The organism is Prevotella marseillensis (genome assembly GCF_900625065.1).
In the GTDB taxonomy this organism is placed as follows: domain Bacteria; phylum Bacteroidota; class Bacteroidia; order Bacteroidales; family Bacteroidaceae; genus Prevotella; species Prevotella rara.
The window spans coordinates 836006-861442 of sequence record NZ_UYXY01000001.1 but is presented as its reverse complement, the minus strand read 5'-3'; the positions used below and the strand labels follow the sequence as shown (position 1 = coordinate 861442).

General features: G+C 42.1%; 20 protein-coding genes. 18 read left to right on the top strand and 2 right to left on the bottom strand.

Annotated features, from left to right (window positions below):
• Positions 1 to 23 precede the first annotated feature (23 nt).
• Genes EJL04_RS03655 through EJL04_RS03640 form a run of 4 tightly spaced genes read left to right on the top strand, consistent with a single transcriptional unit; the run spans position 24 to position 2275 of the window.
• Positions 24 to 404, top strand: a complete 381-nt coding sequence (locus tag EJL04_RS03655; protein ID WP_021854975.1) for a TraR/DksA family transcriptional regulator — start codon at positions 24 to 26, stop codon at positions 402 to 404.
• Positions 405 to 1037, top strand: a complete 633-nt coding sequence (locus tag EJL04_RS03650) for a lipoprotein signal peptidase (RefSeq protein ID WP_021854976.1) — start codon at positions 405 to 407, stop codon at positions 1035 to 1037.
• Positions 1034 to 2020, top strand: a complete 987-nt coding sequence (locus EJL04_RS03645) for a DUF4296 domain-containing protein (protein ID WP_125104090.1) — start codon at positions 1034 to 1036, stop codon at positions 2018 to 2020. The genes EJL04_RS03650 and EJL04_RS03645 overlap by 4 nt, the downstream gene beginning before the upstream one ends.
• Before the next feature lie 33 nt (positions 2021 to 2053).
• Positions 2054 to 2275: a hypothetical protein gene (locus EJL04_RS03640; RefSeq protein WP_125104089.1), complete on the top strand. Its 222-nt coding sequence runs from the start codon at positions 2054 to 2056 to the stop codon at positions 2273 to 2275.
• A 327-nt stretch (positions 2276 to 2602) separates the two neighbouring features.
• Here EJL04_RS03640 and EJL04_RS03635 read toward each other — a convergent pair whose 3' ends face one another.
• Positions 2603 to 3823 carry an MltF family protein gene (locus tag EJL04_RS03635; protein WP_418874797.1) on the bottom strand — a complete coding sequence of 407 codons (1221 nt, stop codon included), beginning with the start codon at positions 3821 to 3823 and terminating at the stop codon, positions 2603 to 2605.
• A gap of 271 nt (positions 3824 to 4094) precedes the next feature.
• On the opposite strand from EJL04_RS03635, the gene hisC reads away from it, so the two are divergent.
• The 14 genes from hisC to galK all read left to right on the top strand — a co-directional run bounded on the left by hisC (position 4095) and on the right by galK (position 24101).
• Positions 4095 to 5129, top strand: coding sequence for a histidinol-phosphate transaminase (gene hisC / locus EJL04_RS03630; protein WP_021854980.1), 1035 nt, complete (start codon positions 4095 to 4097; stop codon positions 5127 to 5129).
• Positions 5130 to 7138: 2009 nt separating this feature from the next.
• Positions 7139 to 8887 carry a tetratricopeptide repeat protein gene (locus EJL04_RS03625; RefSeq protein ID WP_125104088.1) on the top strand — a complete coding sequence of 583 codons (1749 nt, stop codon included), beginning with the start codon at positions 7139 to 7141 and terminating at the stop codon, positions 8885 to 8887.
• 167 nt (positions 8888 to 9054) lie between these two features.
• Entirely contained in the window at positions 9055 to 9441 is a 387-nt protein-coding gene (locus EJL04_RS03620; protein ID WP_125104087.1) for a hypothetical protein, read from the top strand.
• 360 nt (positions 9442 to 9801) lie between these two features.
• The gene (locus EJL04_RS03615) at positions 9802 to 9984 is read left to right on the top strand and encodes a hypothetical protein (protein WP_125104086.1); all 183 of its coding nucleotides are present in this window, start codon (positions 9802 to 9804) and stop codon (positions 9982 to 9984) included.
• A 91-nt stretch (positions 9985 to 10075) separates the two neighbouring features.
• Entirely contained in the window at positions 10076 to 11362 is a 1287-nt protein-coding gene (locus EJL04_RS03610; protein WP_125104085.1) for a radical SAM/SPASM domain-containing protein, read from the top strand.
• 50 nt (positions 11363 to 11412) lie between these two features.
• Positions 11413 to 13713, top strand: coding sequence for an outer membrane beta-barrel protein (locus tag EJL04_RS03605; protein ID WP_125104084.1), 2301 nt, complete (start codon positions 11413 to 11415; stop codon positions 13711 to 13713).
• Between the two features lie 24 nt (positions 13714 to 13737).
• Complete coding sequence (locus EJL04_RS03600) at positions 13738 to 15933, top strand: peptidase domain-containing ABC transporter (protein WP_125104083.1); 2196 nt, start codon at positions 13738 to 13740, stop codon at positions 15931 to 15933.
• Between the two features lie 104 nt (positions 15934 to 16037).
• A complete protein-coding gene (locus EJL04_RS03595) occupies positions 16038 to 16229 on the top strand; it encodes a hypothetical protein (RefSeq protein ID WP_125104082.1) in 192 nt (63 codons plus the stop codon).
• Between the two features lie 627 nt (positions 16230 to 16856).
• The gene (locus tag EJL04_RS03590) at positions 16857 to 18470 is read left to right on the top strand and encodes an ABC-F family ATP-binding cassette domain-containing protein (RefSeq protein ID WP_021855627.1); all 1614 of its coding nucleotides are present in this window, start codon (positions 16857 to 16859) and stop codon (positions 18468 to 18470) included.
• Between the two features lie 60 nt (positions 18471 to 18530).
• A complete protein-coding gene (locus EJL04_RS03585) occupies positions 18531 to 19184 on the top strand; it encodes a nucleotide exchange factor GrpE (protein WP_125104081.1) in 654 nt (217 codons plus the stop codon).
• 57 nt (positions 19185 to 19241) lie between these two features.
• The gene (gene dnaJ / locus EJL04_RS03580; protein WP_021855625.1) at positions 19242 to 20414 is read left to right on the top strand and encodes a molecular chaperone DnaJ; all 1173 of its coding nucleotides are present in this window, start codon (positions 19242 to 19244) and stop codon (positions 20412 to 20414) included.
• A 20-nt stretch (positions 20415 to 20434) separates the two neighbouring features.
• On the top strand, positions 20435 to 21721 hold the full coding sequence (locus EJL04_RS03575) for a bifunctional folylpolyglutamate synthase/dihydrofolate synthase (RefSeq protein WP_125104080.1): 1287 nt from the start codon (positions 20435 to 20437) through the stop codon (positions 21719 to 21721).
• Between the two features lie 99 nt (positions 21722 to 21820).
• On the top strand, positions 21821 to 22912 hold the full coding sequence (locus EJL04_RS03570) for an aldose epimerase family protein (RefSeq protein ID WP_125104079.1): 1092 nt from the start codon (positions 21821 to 21823) through the stop codon (positions 22910 to 22912).
• 28 nt (positions 22913 to 22940) lie between these two features.
• A complete protein-coding gene (gene galK / locus EJL04_RS03565; RefSeq protein ID WP_125104078.1) occupies positions 22941 to 24101 on the top strand; it encodes a galactokinase in 1161 nt (386 codons plus the stop codon).
• A gap of 282 nt (positions 24102 to 24383) precedes the next feature.
• On the opposite strand, the gene galE is transcribed toward galK, so the two are convergent.
• On the bottom strand, positions 24384 to 25424 hold the full coding sequence (galE, locus tag EJL04_RS03560; RefSeq protein WP_021855621.1) for a UDP-glucose 4-epimerase GalE: 1041 nt from the start codon (positions 25422 to 25424) through the stop codon (positions 24384 to 24386).
• Positions 25425 to 25437: the final 13 nt, after the last annotated feature.

Here is a 25437-nt window from a genome sequence, read left to right as displayed (position 1 = left end):
ATTAACTTTAAAATTTATATATTATGGCAGAAAAGACACGTTATAGCGATGAAGAGCTCGAAGAGTTCAGAAGCATAATTAACGATAAGCTCAAATTGGCACGCCGCGACTACAGCAAAATGATGAAAACGCTGATGAATGCCGACGGTAATGACGTTGAGGACACATCTCCTACTTACAAGATATTGGAAGAAGGAAGTGCCACACAGACCAAGGAAGAGCTTATTCAGCAAGCCAGTCGCCTGCAGAAGTTCATCCAGGGACTTGAAGCAGCACTGATAAGAATAGAAAATAAAACGTATGGCATAGACCGTATAACAGGCGAACTTATACCGAAAGAACGCCTGCGTGCCGTTCCTCATGCGACGTTAAGCGTTGCATCAAAGAATGCCAGAAATCACTAAATGAAAAGTATTAGTACACATAAGAGAAAAGGGCTGATAGCCATATTTGCAGTTATTATACTTCTCGTTATTGACCAAATAATCAAAATTGAGGTCAAAACCAGTATGTGCCTGCATGAAAGCATCAGGATTACTGATTGGTTTTATATAAGCTTTATCGAAAACAACGGTATGGCTTATGGGATGACTATAATAAACAAATTGGTTCTCAGCCTTTTTCGTATTGTAGCAATTAGCGTATTGGGCGTCTACATCTACAGGCAGATAAAAAAGAATGTCAGGACATTTTATCTTGCCTGCTTGGTATTGGTGCTTGCCGGTGCCATAGGCAATCTTATCGACTGCATGTTTTATGGGCTGATATTCAACGCCTCGTCACCCTATTATGTATCATACATGGTTCCGTTTGGCCATGGCTATGCTCCATTCCTTATGGGTAAGGTGGTTGATATGTTCTATTTCCCCCTGATAGTAACGACATGGCCCGAATGGGTTCCATTTTGGGGTGGAGACGAATTTATCTTTTTCAGTCCTGTCTTTAACTTTGCAGACGCCTGCATCAGCGTTGGCGTAATTCTGCTTCTGCTGTTTTGCCGTACAGAACTCTCACAAATATCATTTAGCCGAAAATGAAAATCAATACAAGTTTCCTGCTGATATCTCTCTTGCTGATAATTTTTTCATGCAAGCCTCAAGTACCTGGGAAATACCTTCAGCCAGACGAGTTCGAGGATATATTGTATGATTACCATTTAGCGGATGCAATGGTCAACAATGACGGTTCAGACGAGAAAAAGTATGAAATGACATTATACCGTCAGGCTGTATTAAAGAAATACGGAATAACTCAGGCCGAGTTCGATTCTTCGCTTGTCTATTATGTACGGCATGCTGACAGACTGCACAAAATATACGAAAATCTGTCAAAGCGCCTAAGCGATGAAGCCCTGGCACTAGGAGCGTCAGCTAACGACATCAGCAAATATGGAGACCTGACATCTGTAAAAGACACATCTAACATGTGGAGAGGTGTGTCGTCGTGCGTTCTGATGCCTAACGCTCCGTACAACACTATGTCGTTCGAGATTACGGCAGACAGCACGTATCATGAAGGAGACAAGCTCATTTTCAGCTTCAACAGCAACTTTATCTTCAAAGAAGGTGTCAGAGACGGAGTTGCCATGCTTGCCGTACAGTTCAAAAACGACAGCATAGCAAGCAGCGTTATTCATCTGTCATCAAACAACAATTACAGCATCAGCATTGCTGATACTGAGAATAACGGAATTAAAGCCATAAGGGGATTTGTGTATCTGAACAAATCTTTATCTGATCAGAACAAAAATGCCCTTAACCTATTGGCTATAGACAGAATAAGACTCATACGCATGCGCAACAACGGACGCACTAAACCGCAAAGCACAAGCAACAATAGCGTAACAGACAGAGACACTCTAAAAAGAGTAAATGGAACTAATACGGTAAAACGCGCTGACTCTGTAAGCAAGCCGAAACAGCCGGCCAACCAACCGGCAATCCCTGTACGCTCAATTTCAAACGAGCCAGTGCAGATGAAACGCATTGCACCTACACCGCAAAAGCTTAAAGCACAATAATTGTTGTACAGAACAATTTACATCCTTACATATATGCCAAGGCGAATAGCAGCAAACAGAATTATATTCGGCAGCAAGGAATTTATACAATATGCCATCGAGATTGAAGGCTGCATTGTAAAAGACTATTACCCGCTCACAGAAGAGCAGCCGTTTACCGAATGGCTCGGAGGCACAATAACATTGTCTAACGACGCTGAAGGATGTATAAGGGCGTACAAGGACGGAAAACTGCTGACACAAGACAGCTACTGAAGCGTAGATGAAATATATTTATTGCAGGCTATATTATTTGACTTGCTTTATCACTTGCAGACAAATAATCATTGGCGTCATTTGCCACACAAATTCTTATAGAGCCATTATCTCTCATTCCCAAGGATTTACAGATATCATGAAACCATTCTGATAACAGCAGATATCAGTAAATCATACTTTCAGCCATAGATATCCTCACATTGTATTTAACCCCAATCAGTCATTGGTCCGCATACTGCCAGATAACTGTTTTCGGCAAAAAAACAGGCAAAGGCAAGCCCTTGCCGTATAATTACAGATTAGCATTGCTTCACTTCTACTGCATCAGATATGAAACCGATGACGTTTCTTTGCCTTACGTGGAGTCATCGGACTGAATGACGGAGCCGAAGATCCGCCACTCCACCCCTTGACAGAAGCTCCTCCATAAGGCACTCCTCTATATTGTGCATAACGCTGGCGGATGCGGTCGACATAATCAACTGTCTCCGAGCCTCGCATATACCCATGCTTCACCACAGGGTCGTTATAATACTGTGGCTGCTCGAGGGCCAGAATATAATACGCCACGTCGCGCCATCTGTGAGGACTCTTCCCGTTCTTGCGTGCAAGAGCCATAGCATCCTGAACATGGAAATATCCGCCATTATATGAAGCCAGTACAAACAGCTGCCGCTCTGCTGCGCTCGGGATATTTCTGAAATATCCGTTTAGCTCGCTTATATAGCGCGCTGCCGCACTTATGTTTTTCTCCGGATCATGAATATCCGACATTGCCAGTCCGAGATGCGAAGCCGTACCGGGCATTATCTGCATCAGTCCGCGGGCACCGGCCCACGACCTGGCCTGAGGATCGAAGCACGACTCCTGATAACACTGTGCTGCCATCAGACGCCAGTCCCATCTTGCAACAGGAGCATATTTCTTGAACAACGGGTCATAATGAGATATCACGCCGCCGGCCCTGTTAAGGAAGGGGGCATATACATGTCGCTTTACGCTTTTTGACGACAGCAGATAGCTTTCTTCCTTCTTAATGTCGGCAAGCATGTTTGGCTTGTACCAGCTGTTCAGACTGTCTGCCAGTTCCTTGTTTCCCGTGTCTACCGCCCACTGAACACCGAGAGAGTCAACACCGGCGCCACAAGCAATAAGCCTGTTTTTCTGTGCCAGCTTCTTAGGCAACGGAAAAGCTATAAGGTCTGCGTCGCCAGCAAGCAGACGCTTAACCATCTCTGCCGTATCCTTACACACCTCAACTCTCAGCGACACTCCAAGCTTTTGTGCAAACTTCTCACACAAAAGATATTGCGCGCCCATACCTCTGCCACGATAATCATAGTATGTCTCCGGACCGGTCAGCGTCAGTGCTATAAGTTCACCGTTGCCGACAATGTCGCTTACAGTAAAGTTGTCATTAGGCAATATTGTGTCTGTCTGCACCTCACCCCATGGCGTAACAAGGGGTTCTTTCTTCTTTTCTGCGCACGATAGCATCACCGCCACAAGCAAGGCTGTCAGTAATAATCTTAACGGTTGGTACATATTTTCATAATAAAAACGCAGATAAAATTCAATCTGCAGCAAATCGGATACAAAAGTACAACGATTTTTGCAGATATGCTTAAAAAGAAGTAATTTTGCCATGTATTTTTAATTAATTTATAAATTATATTGTGAGTTGCAGCATTGTCTAAAGCCGCCTGTTTGACGATACTATAAATCTGCCTGGCCTATCAGACATCAGGATAAGCTCAAACAAACGCACACATGATGCCATCACAATAATAATAAAGAACATAAGACAAAATTAGCCATGAAGCCATTAAAAGAATTAACTCGGCCAAATATATGGAACCTGAAACCTTACAGCAGCGCACACAACGAATGCGGCGCAACAGCAGCAAAGGTGTTTCTCGATGCCAACGAGAATCCATATAACTCGCCTTACAACAGATATCCCGATCCGCAGCAGTCCGAAGTCAAAGCCCGACTGTCTAAAATAAAAGGCGTAAGGCCCGAGCAAATTTTTCTCGGCAACGGCTCCGACGAGGCCATCGACTTGCTCTATCGCTGCTTTACATGCCCTGGCAGAGACAACGTTGTGGCCATAGAACCTACATACGGCATGTATAAAGTCTGCGCTGACATCAACGATGTTGAATACCGCACGGTTGAACTTGACCAAAATTATCAGACTACAGCCGACAGGCTGCTCCATGCATGCAGCGACACCACTAAGCTTATATGGATATGCTCGCCCAACAATCCTACCGGCAACAACATCATGCGCGATGAGGTTGTCAAAGTGATAAATGAGTTTCAGGGCATTGTAGTGGTCGACGAGGCTTACTCTGATTTCTCTTCAGAGCGGCCGCTGCGGCTCGATATTGCCAAGTATCCTAACCTTGTTGTGCTCAACACCTTCAGCAACGCATGGGGATGTGCGGCAATAAGGCTCGGCATGGCTTTTGCGCAAAAGGATATAATAGACATCTTCAACAAGGTGAAACATCCTTACAACATAAGCACACTGACGCAGAGGCAGGCCATCGAAGCACTCAAAGAGCCTTACGAGGTAGACAAATGGGTGAAGACCATACTGCTTGAAAGGGGCAGAATGATTGAGGCGTTCAGACTGCTGCCCTTCTGCGAACGGATATACCCTACTGATGCCAACTTCTTCCTTGCCAAGATGAACGATGCGCAGGCCATTTACGACTATCTCAAAAGCAATGGCGTGATTGTAAGAAACAGAGCCAACGTGCATCTTTGCAACAACTGCCTGCGCATAACCATAGGCAGCAAGAGCGAAAACAACGAACTGCTGTCGGCCCTGAGACAATACTGACCGGATACTCAGGCCTGATGTACGCGTCAATCAATATGCAACATCGCTTAAATGAACAATGATTTTTATTAAATAGGTATAACAACTACAGATAATACGGACAGGCGTCAGGCTGCATTTAGCCGATGCCTGTCCGCTTTTATTTCACAAATAGATACATGGCCTCAGACGCCCTACAGCTTCCAACTCTTATATCATCCTGCTATTTTTATTCTTAAAGACGAATAACAATTTACCAATTTAATACGGATGCTTACGGAACTTTTAATTTTTAAGTTTTCATTTTTAGTTGCACTTTTGCGCCTTCTCTTCACTTCCGACAGGCGTCTTTCATTTTTAATTTTTAACTTTTAATTTTTAAGTTTTCATTTTTAGTTGCGCTTTTGCGCCTTCTCTTCACTTCCGTCAGGCGTTTTTCATCTTTAATTTTTAACTTTTAATTTTTAATTTCTCTTAGCTCCTTGCGCCAATAGAAAACAAAAATACGGCTCAAAGCATAAAAGCACTAAATTGCTAAAGCAATGTGCTGTCTAATGACAGATTTGGCTTTAACCACTTTAATCCCAAACAAAAATCCTCAAGAGTATCGGATTTTTCACTTTTCCCCTTTTCGTTTTTCACTTAATAACGTTTCTTTATTTGTAAATATTTCTGACATTTTCCGTCCGTTTGACGCTCTCAGAATAGCGATGCTCATCGCAAGTCTGTGATTTGGCGTGAAAAACGGCAAAAACCAGGCATTTCCGTTAAGTCTCTGTCATTCAATACCTTATGCCGTTTCAAGCTCAAAACTTCAATAGTTAAAAAATATTACTCTGCCGTTTACGCTCCAAAAGTGGCCGACTTATACTCTCAAAAGCGCCCTTTAATCACTCTAAAACCATGCTTTTACAGCTCAAAATCCATGTTTGTTGCCTCATTATCCATCCTGATAAGCAAACGAATGTTAACCATTTAGCATTTTCGCACCATGCAATTAACATCCGTTATCTTTTTGTTTTCCAGATTGAAAAAATATTTTGTCCTAAGTTTTTACTTAAAGCAAGAACTGCTGATAAAAGCAAATCCAAAGGAATTGCGGCTTGGAACGTCAAGAAGCAACAAGACTATTGTTCTGTCGGATATGTTATCCGACAGCATTAAATATTAGGATCTGTGATCCAAAACTCATACCTTAATAGCTATTTTTTTGATTAGAAATTCATATCTAAAATAAAAATAGGAAGTAAGCGGATTAAAATCCTTATACTCAATTCCGGCAGATTACAAATCAGCCGGCACATTAGCTTTGTTGGTTCTAATCGATTGTACAAGTGGCGCATTAGTCTTATAATTATAAGGAAATCCAAAGAATTTACGGCTTGGAACGTCAAGAAACAACAAGGCTATTGTTCTGTCGGATATGTTATCCGACAGCATTAAGTATTAGGATCTGTGATCCGAAATTCATACCTATTAATCAAAAATAGGAAGTGAGCGGATTAAAATCCTTATACTCAATTCCGGCAGATTACAAATCAGCCGGCACATTAGCTTTGTTGGCTCAAATCTATTGTACAAGTGGCGCATTAGTCTTGTAACTATAAGGCAATCCAAAGAATTTGCGGCTTGGAACGAAAAGAAGCAACAGGACTATTGTTCTGTCGGATATGCACGTGTTGTTGAGCGCAGCGAAAAATTCGACAGCATAAAATATAAGAACCAACGGTCAGCGAAGCTAATTTTTGATCCGCAACTCATACCTATTAATAAAAATAGGAAGCAAGCGGATTAAAATCCTTATACTTAATTCCGGCAGATTACAAATCAGCCGGCACATTAGCTTTGTTGATTCATATCGGTTGCACAAGCGGTTAAATGAAAAGTGAAATAACAATAATCCACAAGAGTATCGAATTTTTCACTCTTAACTCTTCGTTCTTCACTTAAACAAGCTCCTTTAACTACTCTAACTCCTTTAACTACTCAAAAAAAATATTATCTTTGCATCTCGAATACCATTTAAAACGATGAAAAGAATTATAACCAACATAACGGGCGGCCTGTTATTGGCCGTATCTATAGTGCCAACACTATTATCTGTTGTGTCTTGCGGACAGCAGGCGGCAGACAGAGATATTGCTACGGCAGACAGTCTGAGCGAGGCGGCACCGCAAAGGGCGATGATGCTTATTGACAGTCTGGAGGGAGAAAGCGCCATGAACAAAAGCCGGCACATGAAGCTGTTGCTGCTAAAGGCTAAGGTAAGAAACAAGCTCGCAATGCCCATGAGCACCGATTCGTTGAAATACATTGCCGATTATTTTGACAAGCACGGAGATTCTAACGAACGCATGCTCGCATACTATATCATTGGGTGCGTATATCAAAGAAGCCAGGATGCCCCCATGGCATTGCAGTATTTTCATGAAGCGGCAGCAAAGGCAGACACCACTGACAGCAGCTGCGACTTCCTTACACTGCACAGAATACACGTATGGTCGGCAGAGATTCTCAGAAGCCAGTTTGCCTTCAGCGATGCATTCCACGAAAATAGCCTGGCGTTTAAATACGCAATGAAGGCAAAAGACACTTTAAATGCTATTATTACATACGAGCAGAAAGCAAATATATATAAACTTAAAGGCAACATAGACTCTGTCATAAGCATACGCGAAAAGCTGTATGGACTTTACTCCAAATACGGATATAAAAGAGAAACAGCCTACTCTTTAGGGCCACTTATTGACATTTACGCAAAAAGAGGAAACATATCAAAAGCCAAGCATGCCTTGGATCTATACGAAAAAATGAGCGAAAGATTTGATAAATATGGCAAAATTAAAAAAGGCTTGGAAATTTTTTATGCAATTAAAGGATATTATTATCTTAGCATTAACGACTATGACTCTGCAAGGCTGTGCTTTGACAAGTGCCTGAAAACAACATCCAATTATCCTAATGATTTTGGATACAGCTACGAGGGGCTTACTGAATTATACAAAAAACTTCATCGGCCTGACTCTGTAGCAAAATATTCTGAATTAACACGCCAGATGTCAGATACGATTTATGCCCGTATGTCAACCGAACATCTTCAGCAGATGCAGGCAATGTATAACTATAACAGATACAGGCAGACTGCTGAAGAGGCTGAGAAAGACGCATTGCGGACAAAATATATCAGCATAATCATAATTATGGCTATCATGGCAGCAGCCATTGGCGGGGCACTGGCCGTGAGAACATATATAATGAGGAAACGCAGGGCAAGAGTTAACGAGATAAAAGAATATAAACGCAAAATAAATGAGCTTGAAATGAGCAAAGCAGAGCTCGAAAGTATTAACAACGGTCTGAATGTCGAAGTAAACAGGATGATTGAAGAAAAGACAAAAAAAATTGACATACTGAAGACCGAATATGAGAAAAACTTTAATAATGTAAAGGATAAAGACCTCTTTGAATGTGAGCCTATTGTAATTCAGATAAGATGGAAGGCTAGGAAGACCACTAAGCCTATGGACAAAGATGAGATAAGCAGGCTTAAAGAATTGTTCAAGGACTATAGACCTTTGAGCAACTGGGAAAACACACTTAACAATAACGAATATCTGATTTGTCTGCTTGTAAGACTCGACTTTGTGCCGGCAGAGATATGCATACTTACAGATTTGTCTTCATCTAACATATCCAACATACGTAAAAGACTTCTCGAAAAAATGACCGGCCGTGAAGGCTCGCCAAAAGATTTTGACAAATATATAAAGTCTTTATAATTAAGCACTTAGTCGCACTATAGTCCGTTGTTGTGAAAAATTTTTCACAACAACGGACAGCGTTTTTCACAGGTTTGTGAAAAACTTGTGAAAAATCAATTCTTAAAATATTTGCATCCTTTTTCTAAATTCTGTTACTTTGCGATTGAATTTAAAACCAAAATATTATGAAAAAGTTATTATTAATAATGTTTGCCGTTATGGCATTTACAGCACACACATCGGCACAATCCGTCGATATTCCTTTTTATGGGGATTATTTACAATTGCAGGTAAAGGCTGATAATGATTTTGAAACTGCCCCAATTGGAAATCCGCCTTTATACACTCCGATAAAAGGTCCGTCAATAGGCTTATGTAGCAATACATTATATTTATTTGGACAGTTTAATAATATCGTTTTAAGGTTGGTTGACAATGACATCGCCATCTATTCAATGGATATACCGGCAGGAGCCAACGAAGTGGAATTGCCAGCTGATATGCAAGGCATTTATGAACTGCAGTTAGATGACGGCAAATACATATATTATTGTGAAATTGAGATAGAATAAAATTTAGAAAAATATAAACGACATAATATCAAATTTAAATCAACTTTTAAATAACATTACGAATCTTAGTTGAGATTAAGTTTAACATGCTATAAGTTGATTAACTAAAGATTTGATTAATAATGATGATAAAGAAAAGGTACATAATAATATAGCGACTGGATTAAATGGAATGGCCGATCATAAAGTCCGTTAATATATAGAGGCAAAAACCTGAAACCTCTGTACAAAAAGCACATATAAATGTTTAAGTCGACAAAATGTTTATATTAGTGTTAAGGAAAACATAACATTTTAATTCTTAAAATTATAAAAATCGAACGAATTATAACTGAAGGCGAATTGTTAAACGTTGAACAATTGGCAGAAATTGCAGGTGGAACGGGTGTACAAGGAAACAATACCAATGGAGGAGTATGTAAATGCACCGGTGACGGAAATTCAAATGGTTTCTTATGCACTTGTGAAGGTGAAATTGACGATAAAAATGAGCCTAAACCAGACAAACCTATCGTCAATCCAGGGTCAGGTGATGGTAAGTAAATTGAACTCTTAATAACAAAATTAAGATACGTCTGTTATAAAAAATAACAGACGTATCTAAACAAATAAATTTAATCTAAAAAGTAATACTATGAAGTTGAGCAAATATACCATTTTTTATAAAGATCAAGAAAAGCATTATATTTTTAATCAAATATCCAATGCTTTGTTGAAGATTGACAATGAATTATACTCTGCTTTAGAGAATAAGAACTTACAAATATTGCCGGCAGAGATATGCAAGACATTAGAAAATAACGGTTTTATCATTAACGACGACATTGATGAAACATGTGGTATACGTTATGGAAATCTGATAAGCCGTTACAACAGCAAATTATTGCGAATAACAATTATTCCAACTCTTAGCTGCAATTTTAGATGTTGGTATTGTTACGAAGACCATAAAGCATCATTGATGACAAAGGAAAGTGCTAAATCTATTCTTCGTTTTATAAAATCAGAAATACAAAACAACAATATAAAAAATGTAGTTCTTGACTGGTTTGGAGGAGAACCTCTTTTGAGATTTTCGCAAATAATTTATCCGTTGTCTAAAATATTTAAAAAATGGTGTGAACGTAATAATATAATATTTTCAAATATTATCACGACAAACGGAAGTCTGATAAATGATGACATGGCAATGAAAATGGATGAAATAAATTTACGTCAATTTCAGATAACCCTGGATGGTGACAAAGAGCACCATAACAAAGTAAGATTCTCGCCATCAATGAAAGATTCTTATGATATAATTGTTAGAAACATACATACGCTTTGTAAAATAATCAAAAATCCAAATATCGAATTACGGATAAACTATACTGAAGCCAACATTGATAACGCAAAATCAATACTTGACTCTTTTGACGAAGATGTAAGAAACTTTATACATGTATCCCCACAAATTGTATGGCAAGAAAGTAAAAAACTTGATTCACTTTCAAATAAAGTGCTTGAGCTTAAGAACAAGGCACATGAAAAAGGCTACAATAATAATATTGATAAGAAATCATTTCTGTATCGCTGCTCTGTTTGTTACGTTGAAAATATGGAACAATTTGTTATAAATTATAATTTGGATGTTTACAAATGTACAGCACGCGATTATAACGGAAAATACTGTATTGGTAAGATTAACGCTGACGGAAAATTTTTACCTAATAATATGTATTATAAGTATTATACTACCCAATCGCCATTTTTAAGAAAAGAGTGTATGGAATGTGAACTATTGCCAAGTTGTTTTTTCTCAATCGCATGTATACAAAAAAAGATCGAAGGATATACGCCCAAATGTCATAAAGATTTGGCAAAGGCATTTATGCTAAATACCATCAGGAATAAAATACATCAGCAACAGCATACAATCTGAAAAATATTTTATGTTTAACAACTATATGTATTAATACAAAAAATATAGGTATGAGATTTCTGCTTTTCATAATTTTCGCCTTGATATCTGTAGGTTCGGGCGCTCAGGAAAACAAGTATGGCATGACGGGCCGTGTTGTAGACAAAGAAGGCATGGCTGTGATGCGTGCAAGTGTAACTTTAACCATGGCCGGCGACAGTGCGTTCAGACGGCAGGCTGTGGCTGACGACAATGGAGTGTTCTCGTTCAGCGCCCTTGACAACGGCAATTACGAGCTGAAGATAACATATATCGGACTTGCCGACTACATAAGCGACATAACTGTGAAAGGCAATACAGACTTGGGGAATATACGCATGGACGACTCGGCCGAGATGCTCGAAGGCATAACCGTGATGGCCAACTACACCAGGCAGAAACGTACGGGCGAAACCATTGTGAAAGTGAAAGGAAACCCGCTGACAAAGGGAAAGAGCACACAAGATTTTCTTAAATATGTGCGCGGCATAGATGTTACGGAAAGCAGTCTGAGCCTGAACGGAAAGCAGAATACCCTTATCTATCTGGAAGACAGAAAGATAAGTTTCGACCAGCTCAAGTCGATACCGCCTTCAATGATTGAAGACATTGAGATAATTCCGTTCGCCGACGGATCGTATGGCGAGAAGGCTACGGGCGGAGTGGTGAAAATACATCTTAGGCAAGAAGGAGGCCTCATAGGCTCGGCAACCGTATACGGAGGTATGAACACCGAGGATCTGTACGGCGAATCGCCGAGACTGAACCTGCTTTACACCAAGGGAAAATTTACGATTAACAACTATCTGACGGCCTTTGAATGTGGAAAATATCCTGACATTCTCACAAAAGAATATAACAGCAGCGACGACTCTTACACATATAAGCACAACACAACCAGATACAGGATTTTTGGCGACAACCTGTCGCTGAGATACGCCTTCAACAAGACAGACAGGATAGACCTGTACGGCGGAGTGTCGGCAAGCTGGAACAGAACGTCAAAGAACAGCATAAGCGGAAACGACACTCTCAATATAGAGACTAAGCCCATCAGTCATGCATACAGCATAGGCACACAATACCGCAAGGGACTGGGCAACGGAGGTGAAAACTTCTTGAACATGCGTATAGACTATTCAAAAAGCAAATATGACAACGGTCAGGAATACAACAAAAACGGAATGCTTGACAATGCCAGGCAGGATTATGACTTTGACGTAGTGTCTGTATCACCATACACCTATTTCAAGTTTAACGATAAAATGAACCTGACAGCCGGTCTTGAGTATTACTATATGTCCAACACGAACAACAACCGCGGCACAAAGACGATGTCATATATAGACGACGCCAAGTATCGCCTGAATCAGGATTACTATTCTGCATGGGCTGAATACAGCCTGATACCAAGCAAGTCGCTGTTCTTGAAGTTCGGGATGAGATACAGCGGAACGAACGAGAAATACAAGGATTATCTTGACAGCTCAAACAACTTCGAGAGATGGCAGGACGGAATATGCCCCTCGCTGTCAGGACAGTGGACCATCGACGAAAACAAGATGAGATATTTGAGCATCAGCTACCGCCGCATGTTCTATCTGCCCAACTACGGCTACCGTATTCCTAACGTGACATGGCAGGGAGACGACCTCTACAGCATAGGCAACACAGATCTTAAAAAGGAGGTGTATGACGATGTAGAGCTGTATTTCTCTTTAAACAGACGTTTATCTTTCTCATATAGCATGAGCTACGGAAGCGACATTGTGAGTGTAATCATGCATAAGGACGAAAACCGCCCGGGCGTGTATTACACCAGGCCTGAAAACTCAGCCTACTGCATGCAGCAGTCGTTCACGATGAACTATACAGGGCGTATATTCAGCTTCTGGCACACCAATACAAGCATTGCATATCTATACAGACATTCACGCAGCGGCGAGAACAAGATTAACCACGGAACTTTTACGTTCAGAAGCAACAACGACTTCAAGATAAACAAGTATTTAGGACTTACGCTTAACATGACAGCATCGAGCAAAAACAGGACCGAAAGCTACGAGAATAACGCGAGGTTCAAAATGGACGTCAGCGGATATGTGTCGCTGATGAAAGGAAAGATGAACGTGAGCCTTCTGTACGAAAACATACTCTACAACACAAAGAAACTCACTATGTTCGGTGACGGCTGGGAGAAGAGACGCACTTTGCTTACACCGGATTCGCATGTAGTGCTGTTTGTTACATGGAACTTCACGGCAGGAAAGAAGATAAAGAATCAGAAACTGCCTACAATCAGCAATACGCAGATGGATACTCCTACGTTCTAAAATGTATGATTTCAACATCATTAAATGAAAAACTTTAAGATATACCTTCAGCACGACGCGATGCAGTGCGGCATAGCATGCCTGCGCATGATATGCAGCCACTACGGGGCAGACTACAGCTTCGACAGTCTGTCGAAGCTGTGCTTCGCCACGTCAGAAGGCGTATCGCTGCTGGGCATAAGCGAGGCGGCCGAAAAGCTGGGACTGCATACGGTATGCGGACGGGTAAGCCTCGACAATCTGGCAGAAGCTCCGCTGCCGTGCATACTGCACTGGAACCAGAACCACTTTGTGGTGCTGTATAAGGTCGACGTAAAGAAACAGAAGTTTTATATTGCCGACCCCGGCAAAGGCTTTGCAATATGCAGGAAGAAAGACATGGATAAGCACTGGGTGAGCACACGTTCGGGCGGAGAAGACAAGGGCGTGGCAATGTTTATAGAAACCACTCCTGCCTTTTATGACAACAAGCGGGGCAATAGCCACGGCGAAAGCCGCTCGTTCCGCTTTCTGTTCGGATACATAAAGAAGTACAGAAAATATTTCGGACAGATTATAGCCGGACTGCTCTTAGGCTGCGTGCTGCAGCTCGTGCTTCCGTTCCTCACACAGGCCATTGTCGACGTGGGAATAAAGAGCCGCGACATCGGATTCGTGTGGCTCGTGCTCCTGGGACAGCTCATGCTGACGCTGAGCCGCACGGCACTCGACTTTATACGCCGCTGGCTGCTGCTGCACATAAGCATGCGCGTGAACATATCGCTCGTGAGCGACTTCTTCATCAAGCTGCTGCGGCTGCCCATGTCGTTTTTTGACACAAAGCTTACAGGCGACCTGCTGCAGCGCATGAACGACCACGCGCGCGTAAACAGCTTTCTGACGGGACAGACGCTTAGCGTAATGTTCTCAATGCTGAGCCTCGTGGTGTTCGGCATAGTGCTGCTTACATACAACGTGGTAATATTTATAATATTCGCCGCCGGCAGCGCACTGTATGCCCTATGGATAGCCATGTTTCTGAAAAGGCGCAAGGTGCTCGACTATGAGCTGTTTGAGCAGCAGGCAATAAACAGCAACAAGACTTACGAGTTTATAACGTCAATGCAGGAAATAAAGCTGCAGGACTGCCGGCAGCGGCGCCGCTGGGAATGGGAGGACACACAGGCCGACCTCTTCGGCGTGCAGATGAAGAGCCTGAAGCTGCAGCAGACACAGGAGGCGGGAAGCATATTCATAAACGAGCTGAAGAACATAATAATAACGGTGGTGTCGGCAACGGCGGTGATCAACGGGGAGCTTACGCTCGGTATGATGCTCGCGGTGCAGTATATAATAGGTCAGCTTAACAGTCCCGTAGACCAGCTGATGGGATTTCTCTACTCGCTGCAGGACGTGAAGATAAGCCTTGAGCGCATAAACGAGATTCACCGCGCTGACGACGAAAACGCCAAAGGCCACGTAATGCGGCCCGCAGACATGACACACGACATAAGGCTCGACGGCATAAGCTTCAGATACGACCCTCACTCGCCATCAAAGACCATAGATGGGGTGAGCCTGTACATACCCGAAGGCAAGGTTACGGCAATAGTAGGTGCGTCGGGCAGCGGAAAGACAACGCTCGTGAAACTGATGCTGGGCTACTATCCCGTGGAGGCGGGACAGATAACCGCAGGAGGCACAGACCTGACAAAGACAGACCTCGACTGGTGGAGACGGCAGTGCGGAGTGGTGATGCAGGACGGAGTGATATTCTCAGAATCAATAGCGCGCAACATAGCCGTAGACGACGGCGACATTGACAAGGAACGGATGGTCAAGGCGGCAGAGATAGCCTGCATAAAAGACTACGTGATGAGCGTTCCGCTGAAGTTTGACACAAAGATAGGACGCGACGGCATGGGACTGAGCCAGGGACAGAAGCAGCGCATACTGATAGCAAGGGCGGTGTATAAGAATCCTCACTACATATTTCTGGACGAGGCGACCAACTCGCTCGACGCCAACAACGAACGTGCCATAGTTGAAAACCTGAGCCGCTTCTACAAAGGGCGCACGGTGGTGATAGTGGCACACAGGCTGAGCACGGTAAGACATGCCGACAACATAGTGGTGATAGACGGCGGGCACGTGGCAGAGACAGGCACTCACGAGCAACTCACCGAGAAGCGCGGGATGTACTACCAACTGGTAAAGAACCAGCTTGAACTCGGCAACTGAGCCTCAGCCGCCGGCAACCGGCAAGGCGCAGACATAACCACGGACACACGATGCCGGCACAACAGACGGCAACATATTAAAAAAAGAAAGAAAGGAAACGGAGCATGGACGAAAAAGACAACATAGAACTGAGAAGCGAGAAGGTGCGCAACATAATAGGCGGCGTGCCGCCGCGACTGGTGAGAGCCGGAACGGTTGTTATCATAACAATATGCGTGGCTCTCGCCCTTGCCGCATTGCTGATAAATATTGACGGAACGCCCGTGTGGCGCATGATTTTCTTCAGCAGGATGTGAACTACGGACACAAGAACAGCCGTACAGACAGCACAAACGGGCATCAGAAAAATGCAAGAAGAATATGCAAGAAGACGATTCCTGCAGTATATAAATAAACAAAACTTTTGTTACAAGCCTTTGATAATGTTTCCCGCAGGCGCTACATGAGTTTAACTCCAATCTGGTGTTATTATCCGGTCGGGATTTTTGCTTTATATTGAGCATATTTTCGTTAGATTTTTACAGACATAACGGACAGTATCAAGAAAAAGCCGGAAAAAAGACGACAACAGAAACAAAAAGACGGGCTGAAAGCAGGAATGCACAAACTATGTGCAGTCTAATGACAGATTGGGGTTTAAGATGTAACATGGACATCGACAAACTTAATGTGGCATCTGCCACAACATTGTAATTCAGCATGCAGACACTATCATACAAAAGTGAAAGAACATAACATACAACAGCACGACAAGCAGATACCGACAAATGACTAAAGCTATTAATAGTCAGCCATTTAAAGCCCAAACAGCAAGTTTTCTGCCGTTTACACGAAATGTTTACAAAGCCTTTTATCTTAAATTTGGAATATCAGATAAAAAGTTGTAATTTTGCAGCCAAAATATAATACAAGGTAAAATAGGAATGATAACAGTCACAAATCTTGCAATTCAGTTTGGAAAGAGAGTACTTTACAAGGATGTAAACATCAAGTTCACAAACGGCAACATCTATGGCGTGATCGGCGCCAACGGTGCAGGCAAATCAACTCTGCTTAAAGCCATAAGCGGAGAACTTGAGCCAAACAAAGGAAGCGTTGAGCTTGGCCCTGGAGAGCGTCTCTCCGTATTGGATCAGGATCACTTTAAATATGATGAGTACAGCGTGATGGACACTGTGCTTATGGGACATCAGCCGTTATGGCAGAACATGAAAGAGCGTGAAGCCCTCTACATGAAAGAAGACTTCAACGACGAAGACGGCAACAAGGTGGCAGAGCTTGAAGAAAAGTTTGCCGAGATGGGCGGATGGAATGCCGAAAGCGATGCAGCGCAAATGCTGTCGAACCTCGGAATCAAAGAGAATCTGCACAGCAAGCAGATGAGCGAGTTGTCTAACAACGAGAAGGTACGCGTAATGTTGGCCAAGGCCCTGTTCGGTAATCCGGACAACCTGCTGCTCGACGAGCCTACCAACGACCTTGACCTCGACACAGTTCAGTGGCTGGAGGAATATCTCAGCAACGTTGAACAGACTGTATTGGTGGTAAGCCACGACCGTCACTTCCTTGATGCTGTAAGTACACAGACCGTAGACATCGACTTCGGCAAAGTAACAGTGTTCGCAGGTAACTACTCGTTCTGGTACGAAAGCTCACAGCTGGCACTGCGTCAGGCTCAGAACCAGCGCCAGAAAGCAGAAGAGAAGAAGAAAGAACTTGAAGAGTTCATCCGCCGTTTCTCTGCCAACGTGGCAAAGAGTAAGCAGACAACAAGCCGCAAGAAGATGCTTGCAAAACTTAACATCGCAGAAATCCGTCCTTCATCACGTAAGTATCCGGGAATTATATTCCAGATGGAGCGTGAGCCGGGCAACCAGATTCTTGAAGTAGAAGGTCTGAAGGCTGTTGACGCAGACGGAACTGTGCTTTTCGACAATGTAAACTTCAACATAGAAAAGGGTCAGAAGGTTGTGTTCCTGAGTCACAACCCGAAAGCCATGACAGCCTTGTTTGAAATAATAAACGGCAACAGACAGGCTGACGCCGGAACATATAAATGGGGTGTAACAATAACAACAGCCTATCTCCCACTCGACAACACCGAGTTTTTCAACAGCGACATGAACCTCGTTGAATGGCTTGGACAGTTTGGCACCGGCAACGAAGTGATGATGAAAGGATATCTTGGCCGAATGCTGTTCAGCGGAGAGGAAGTGATGAAGAAAGTAAACGTGTTGAGCGGTGGTGAGAAGATGCGCTGTATGATAGCACGCATGCAGCTCAAGAACGCCAACTGCCTTATCCTTGACACGCCAACCAACCACCTTGACCTTGAAAGCATCCAGGCTTTCAACAACAACCTGGTAGGATTCAAAGGCAACATCCTGTTCAGCAGCCACGACCATGAGTTCATCCAGACAGTGGCAGACCGCATAATAGAGCTTACTCCTAAAGGAACAATCGACAAGCTCATGCAGTATGACGACTATATTTACGATGAACAGCTGAAAGAACAGCGTGCCAAAATGTACGAATAAATGTCAGCAACTTGGTTTGGCAAGATTTTTGCTGCACGTACTACAAAAAGTTTTAACATCATGGACAAGAAAGAAAAAATTAATATAGATGATGAACAAGTAAAGACATCATCAGAAAGCGCTGCAGAAAAAGAAAAAGAATCTGAAAAGGCAGAAAACCAGGATAATACTGCTACTGAAGAGGCTGAAGAAAAACAAGACACTGAGGCTGAAGAAAACGCTGCCGACACAGATAAAGAAAATGAAGAAAAAGAGGAAGAAAAAGATCCTCTGGCAGAAGCTCTCAAAGAGATAGAGATTCTCAAGGATAAATATCTTCGCTCTGTAGCTGAATTCGACAACTATAGGAAAAGGACTCTGAAAGAAAAGACCGAACTGATACTGAACGGATCAGAAAAGGCTGTTCAGGCTTTTCTGCCTATAATTGACGATATGGAACGCGCCATCGAAAATGCCGAGAAGACTGATGACATTGAAGTCATAAGAGAAGGCATGAAACTGATTCACCAAAAGACCAACAAAACGATGGAAAGTCTTGGCGTGAAAGAAATCAAGACAGAAGATGCGGACTTTGACACAGACTATCATGAGGCTGTGGCAATGGTCCCCGGAATGGGCGATGATAAAAAAGGAAAAGTCTTAGACTGTGTCCAAAAGGGATATACTCTCAACGACAAAGTTATAAGACATGCAAAAGTTGCTGTAGGGCAATAACTTTACGGGCATGTTTGTAACAAAAGTTTTTGGACAATAAACATCTAACATTTAACAATGGCAAAAAGAGATTATTATGAGGTGCTTGGCGTGAGCAAAGACGCCTCTGAAGACGAAATAAAAAAGGCATATAGAAAAATTGCCATAAAATATCATCCCGACCGTAATCCTGGAAACAAGGAAGCTGAGGAAAAATTCAAAGAAGCAGCCGAGGCATATGACGTATTGCATGACCCGCAGAAGAGACAGCAATATGATCAGTTTGGATTTAACGGTCCTGCCGGCGGCGGAGGCTTTGGCGGTTTCAGCAGTGCGGGCGGTTTCAGTATGGATGATATCTTCAGCATGTTTGGCGATGTGTTCGGCGGACGTGGAGGATTCGGCGGTTTTGGCGGGGGCGGATTCGGCGGAGGCCAGCATCGTCCTGCTCAGCAACGCGGTTCGGATTTACGTCTAAAAGTAAAACTCACATTGCAGGAAATATCAACAGGCGTTACCAAGAAATTCAAAGTAAAGCGTGACGTTACATGTAACCACTGCCACGGAACAGGTGCTGAAGACGGAAGCGCAAGAGAGACCTGTCCGACATGTCATGGCAGCGGTGTGGTGACACGCACCACTCAAAGCCTGTTCGGCATGATGCAGACTCAAAGCGTATGTCCTACATGCGGCGGTGAAGGTACAGTTATAAAGAACAAGTGCCACGCTTGCGGCGGAACTGGTGTTGTAAAGGGTGAAGAAGTTGTTGAAATCAACATTCCTGCCGGTGTCTCTGAAGGCATGATAGTAAATGTACCTGGAAAAGGCAATGCAGGAAGACACAACGGAACACCCGGAAACATACAGGTATATATAGAAGAAGAGCCGAACGACACGTTTATCCGTGACGACAACGACATTATATATAACCTTCTTCTTGACTTCCCTACCGCAGCTCTTGGTGGAAGCGTTGAAATTCCGACAATTGACGGAAGCCGCGTAAGAGTAAAGATCGAGCCGGGAACTCAACCCGGAAAGGCTCTGCGACTCAGAAACAAAGGTCTGCCGGCAGTTCAAGGATATGGCAGAGGCAATGGCGACATGGTTGTAAACATCAGCGTTTACGTACCGAAGACACTTAGCCAGAAAGAAAAGAAGGCTCTGGAAGAGATGCGCGAGAGCGATAACTTTAAAGGTGACTCAGCTACAAAACGCACCATATTCCAGAAATTCAGAAATTACTTCAGTTAACAACTGACAGTTTCAGAAAAATGACATACGAAGAAACAATTGAATATCTATACAACAGCGTCCCTATGTTTCAAAAAGTGGGCGCTGTTGCTTATAAAGAGGGGTTGCATAATACGCTCGAACTTGACAGACATTTTGGTCATCCCCACCAAAACTTCAAGACAATCCATATAGCCGGAACGAACGGAAAAGGCTCATGCTCTCACACGATAGCCTCAATATTGCAGTCTGCCGGATATAAGGTCGGCTTGTATACATCGCCGCATCTCAAGGATTTTCGAGAGCGTATAAGGGTAAACGGAGAATGTGTCAGCAAAGAATATGTCATAGATTTTGTAGAGAACGAAAGACATTTCTTTGAGCCTCTACACCCGAGTTTCTTTGAACTGACAACAGCTATGGCATTTAAATACTTTGCAGAGCAAGGCGTTGACATAGCCGTTATCGAAGTGGGACTGGGAGGAAGGCTTGACTGCACAAACATTATAACGCCAATACTCTCTATAATAACCAATATCAGCTTTGACCATACACAATTCTTGGGCAATACGCTCGAAGCCATTGCCAGAGAAAAAGCCGGAATAATAAAAGAAGGTATACCGGTGGTGGTTGGTGAAACGACAGAAGAAACTCTACCCGTATTCTGTGACACTGCCAAACAAAAACACAGCAAAATATACCTCGCTGAAAAGGACAAAGAAATTATCAGTTCTAAAGCATTGGCAGACGGAGGCATAGAATACGAAACAATCAGCCTTGGCAATATAAAAGGTGAACTTGGAGGAATATATCAAGAGAAAAACACCAATACCATACTCTGTGCTGTTAAAGTATTGGCCAAAAGTGGCATTAATATAAGCGGGGCAAATATAAAGGAGGGTATCGGACACGTTTCTGAACTGACAGGCCTGCAAGGACGCTGGCAAAAGATTATGGACGCCCCAAAAGTTGTATGCGACACAGGGCACAATGTCGGAGGATGGAAATATATCAGCAAGCAGCTCAATATGCAGCAATGCCGTAAAATGAGAATTGTCTTCGGAATGGTTGATGACAAGGACATTCAAACTGTGATGAGTCTTCTTCCACAAAAGGCAATATATTATTTTACTCATGCAAATACCAAAAGGGCAATTGACGAAAACAAAATTAAAGAAATAAGCGAAAGCCTTAATCTTGAGGCTACATGCTATCCCGACGTGGCCACTGCATACAATAAAGCATTTGCAGAAGCAGATAAAGATGACTTTATCTTCGTTGGCGGAAGCAGCTATATTGTAGCCGACTTTCTTAATGATTGCCTTTAACGGTTTTTAATAACAATATGAGATATTTTTAGGTGTTTCATTTGTGTTTCTCAACTTTTTTAGTTTACTTTGCATAGAATTTATTAACTAAAAAGTAATATTATGGACACAAATGAAACACCAAACCTCTGTGGTTTGAAAAGAGAAGATTTTCAAACCACAATTGACGGAAAAAATACAGATCTATTTATTCTAAAGAACAAATCAGGAAACGAAGTTGCAATAACTAACTACGGAGGTGCTATAGTTGCAATTATGATGCCCGACAAAAATGGTAATTACGCAAACGTAATACAAGGGCATGATAATATACAAGACGTAATCAACAGTCCGGAACCTTATCTTTCTACATTAATCGGAAGATATGGCAACAGAATATGCAAAGGTAAGTTTCAGTTAAACGGCAAAGAATATCAATTAGCTATAAACAATGGTCCAAACTCTTTGCATGGAGGACTGAAAGGATTCAATGCCAAAGTGTGGGATGCACTTAGAATGAACGATGAAACTCTTATTATTAACTACGTTTCATCATACGGTGAAGAGGGCTACACCGGAGAAATGAAAATAACTGTAGCATACATATTCAATGACGACAATGAACTTATCATTGAATACATGGCTACAACAAACAAAAAGACAATAATAAACCTGACAAGTCACGGATTCTTCAGTCTTGCAGGAATAGCAAACCCTACCCCGACTATCGACAATCTTATTTGCGAAATTAATGCAGACTACTACTTGCCAATAGACGAGACGTGTATTCCTACAGGTGAAATAAGATTTGTAAAAGACACTCCTTTCGATTTCCGTAAACCTAAAGCTGTAGGACAGGACATTGATGCCGACAACGAACAGATAAAGAATGGCGCAGGATATGACCATTGCTTTGTACTGAACAAAAAAGAAGAAGGCGAACTCAGTTTTGCAGCACGCATCAAAGAACCTATAAGCGGCAGAACAATGGAAGTGTATACCACAGAACCGGGAATGCAAGTATATACCGACAATTGGGCTGACGGATACAAAGGACAGCACGGGGCCACATTCCCAAGAAGAAGCGCAATATGTTTTGAAGCTCAACATTTCCCAGACACACCAAACCATCCTTATTTCCCTTCTGTAATATTAAAACCAGAAAATCAATATAAACAAAAAACAATATATAAATTTGGTGTAGAAAAATAATATTAACCTATAATAAAAAGAACACGACATGGACATAGAATTTGTAAGAAGCCGGTTCATCAAGCATTTTGATGGAAAAACTGGCAATGTATATGCATCACCCGGAAGAATCAACCTTATAGGAGAACATACAGACTATAACGGCGGATTTGTTTTCCCAGGAGCTATAGACAAGGGCATAATGTGCGAAATCCGCCCCAACGGAACAGATACAGTAATGGCTTACGCCATTGACTTGAAAGACCGCGTTGAATTTAATGTAAACGATCCTGAAGGCCCCAAAACAAGTTGGGCACGCTATATTTACGGCATTGTACAAGAAATGAAAAAAAGAGGGGTTGACGTAAAAGGCTTCAACACAGCATTTGCCGGTGACGTTCCTCTCGGTGCAGGCATGTCATCGTCTGCAGCAATGGAAAGCTGCTTTGCATTTGCCCTCAATGATTTGTTTGGTGACAATAAAGTAGAAAAATGGGATCTGGTTCTTGCCGGCCAGGCAACAGAACATAATTACTGTGGTGTAAACTGCGGAATAATGGATCAGTTTGCAAGCGTATTCGGCAAAGAGGGCAAACTCATGCGTCTTGACTGCAGAAGCCGCGAATTCGAATACTTCCCATTTGATCCGAAAGGATACAAGCTTGTTCTGCTCGACTCTGTTGTAAAGCATGAGCTGGCATCTTCAGCTTACAACGACAGACGCAAGAGTTGCGAAAACGTTGTTGCGGCTTTGAAGAACAAATATCCTGATAGAAAGATTGAAACACTACGCGACGCAGACTGGGACATGCTCGACTCTGTTAAATCTGAAGTCAGCGACGAAGATATAAAAAGAGCAACATTTGTTCTTGGCGAGAAAGACAGAGTGCTCGCTGTTTGTGATGCCTTGACAAAAGGCGACTATGAAACAGTTGGCAAAAAAATGTATGAGACCCACGAGGGCTTAAGCAAAGATTATGAAGTTTCTTGTGAAGAAATAGACTTCTTGGTTGAAATTGCAAAAGCACATGGTGTTACCGGTTGCCGAATAATGGGCGGCGGTTTTGGCGGATGCACAATAAATCTGGTAAACGAAGAACTTTATGATTCTTTCGTAAATGATGCCAAAGAAAAATACAACGAGAAATATGGCAGAGAGCCAAAAGTTTATGACGTTGTAATTAAAGACGGATCACACAAAGTATGCTAAAATAATCTTTTCAGATAATTTTATACTCAAAATGAACTTTCAGTCCTTGCCATAAATTGCAAAGAGACGGCTGAAAGTTCATTTTTATTATTAAATAAAATGTTATAACTAAACTTGAATACAGCGAACAACAACAATAAAAGCTCCTAATTTTATTGTATTTTAATTTTCAAAAATACCACAGAATAAAAACAACTAATTTAGAATAAAAAATTATCTGCCCATAAAATAGATTTTTACAGGCAGATATAAATATAATAAAACGTTTATTGCTAATGTCAATTATTGAACTCCGTCTTCCCTAAGCTTCAACTGCCATTTCCAGGCAGAACGCAAAGTCTCCTCTAAGCCGGTCTCAGCTTTCCATCCCAAAACATTGTTAGCTTTAGCCGGATCAGCCCAAACTTTCTCTATATCACCCTCACGACGAGGCGCATATTCCCAATTAACCTTAACACCTGTAGCCTTTTCAAATCCTTCAACAACTTCAAGAGTACTTACACCTTTACCTGTACCTATATTAAATATCTCAACGGCATCCGTAGAAGGATTATCAAGCACTCTCTCCATTGCCTTAACATGTGCCTTTGCAAGATCTACTACATATATGTAATCACGAATACATGTTCCGTCAGGAGTATTATAGTCGTTGCCAAAAATCTTTAACTGTCCTCTGATACCAATAGCCGTCTGTGTCACAAAAGGAATAAGATTCATTGGAACGCCATTTGGCAATTCGCCAATAAGAGCTGACGGATGTGCTCCTATAGGATTAAAGTATCTCAAAATAACAGACTTAACAGGTGCTCCGCTATGAATGAAATCCTGAATTATTTCCTCATTAATCTGCTTTGTGTTGCCATAAGGACTCAAGGCCTTCTGTATAGGAGCTTCTTCTGTTACAGGCAGATTCTCCGGCGAAGGCTGACCATATACCGTGCAACTTGAAGAAAAGATAAGTCCCTTTACATTGTGTGCAGGCATTAATTCAAGCAAATTAAGCAAACTTGTTATATTATTTCTATAATACAGCAGCGGTTTCTGCACACTTTCACCAACGGCTTTACTTGCAGCAAAATGTATTATTCCGCTAATATCTCCATATTTAGAAAAGACCTTATCCATTGCAGCTAAGTCACAACAGTCAACTTGCTCAAAAGCCGGACGAATACCTGTTATTTTTTCTATTCCGTCAACCACCTCCGGCTTAGAATTAGACAAATTATCAACTATTACCACATTATATCCGGCCTGCTGCAACTCTACTGTGGTATGAGAACCGATAAATCCAGTACCTCCTGTTACTAAAATTGTATGTTTCATCTTTTTAAAATAA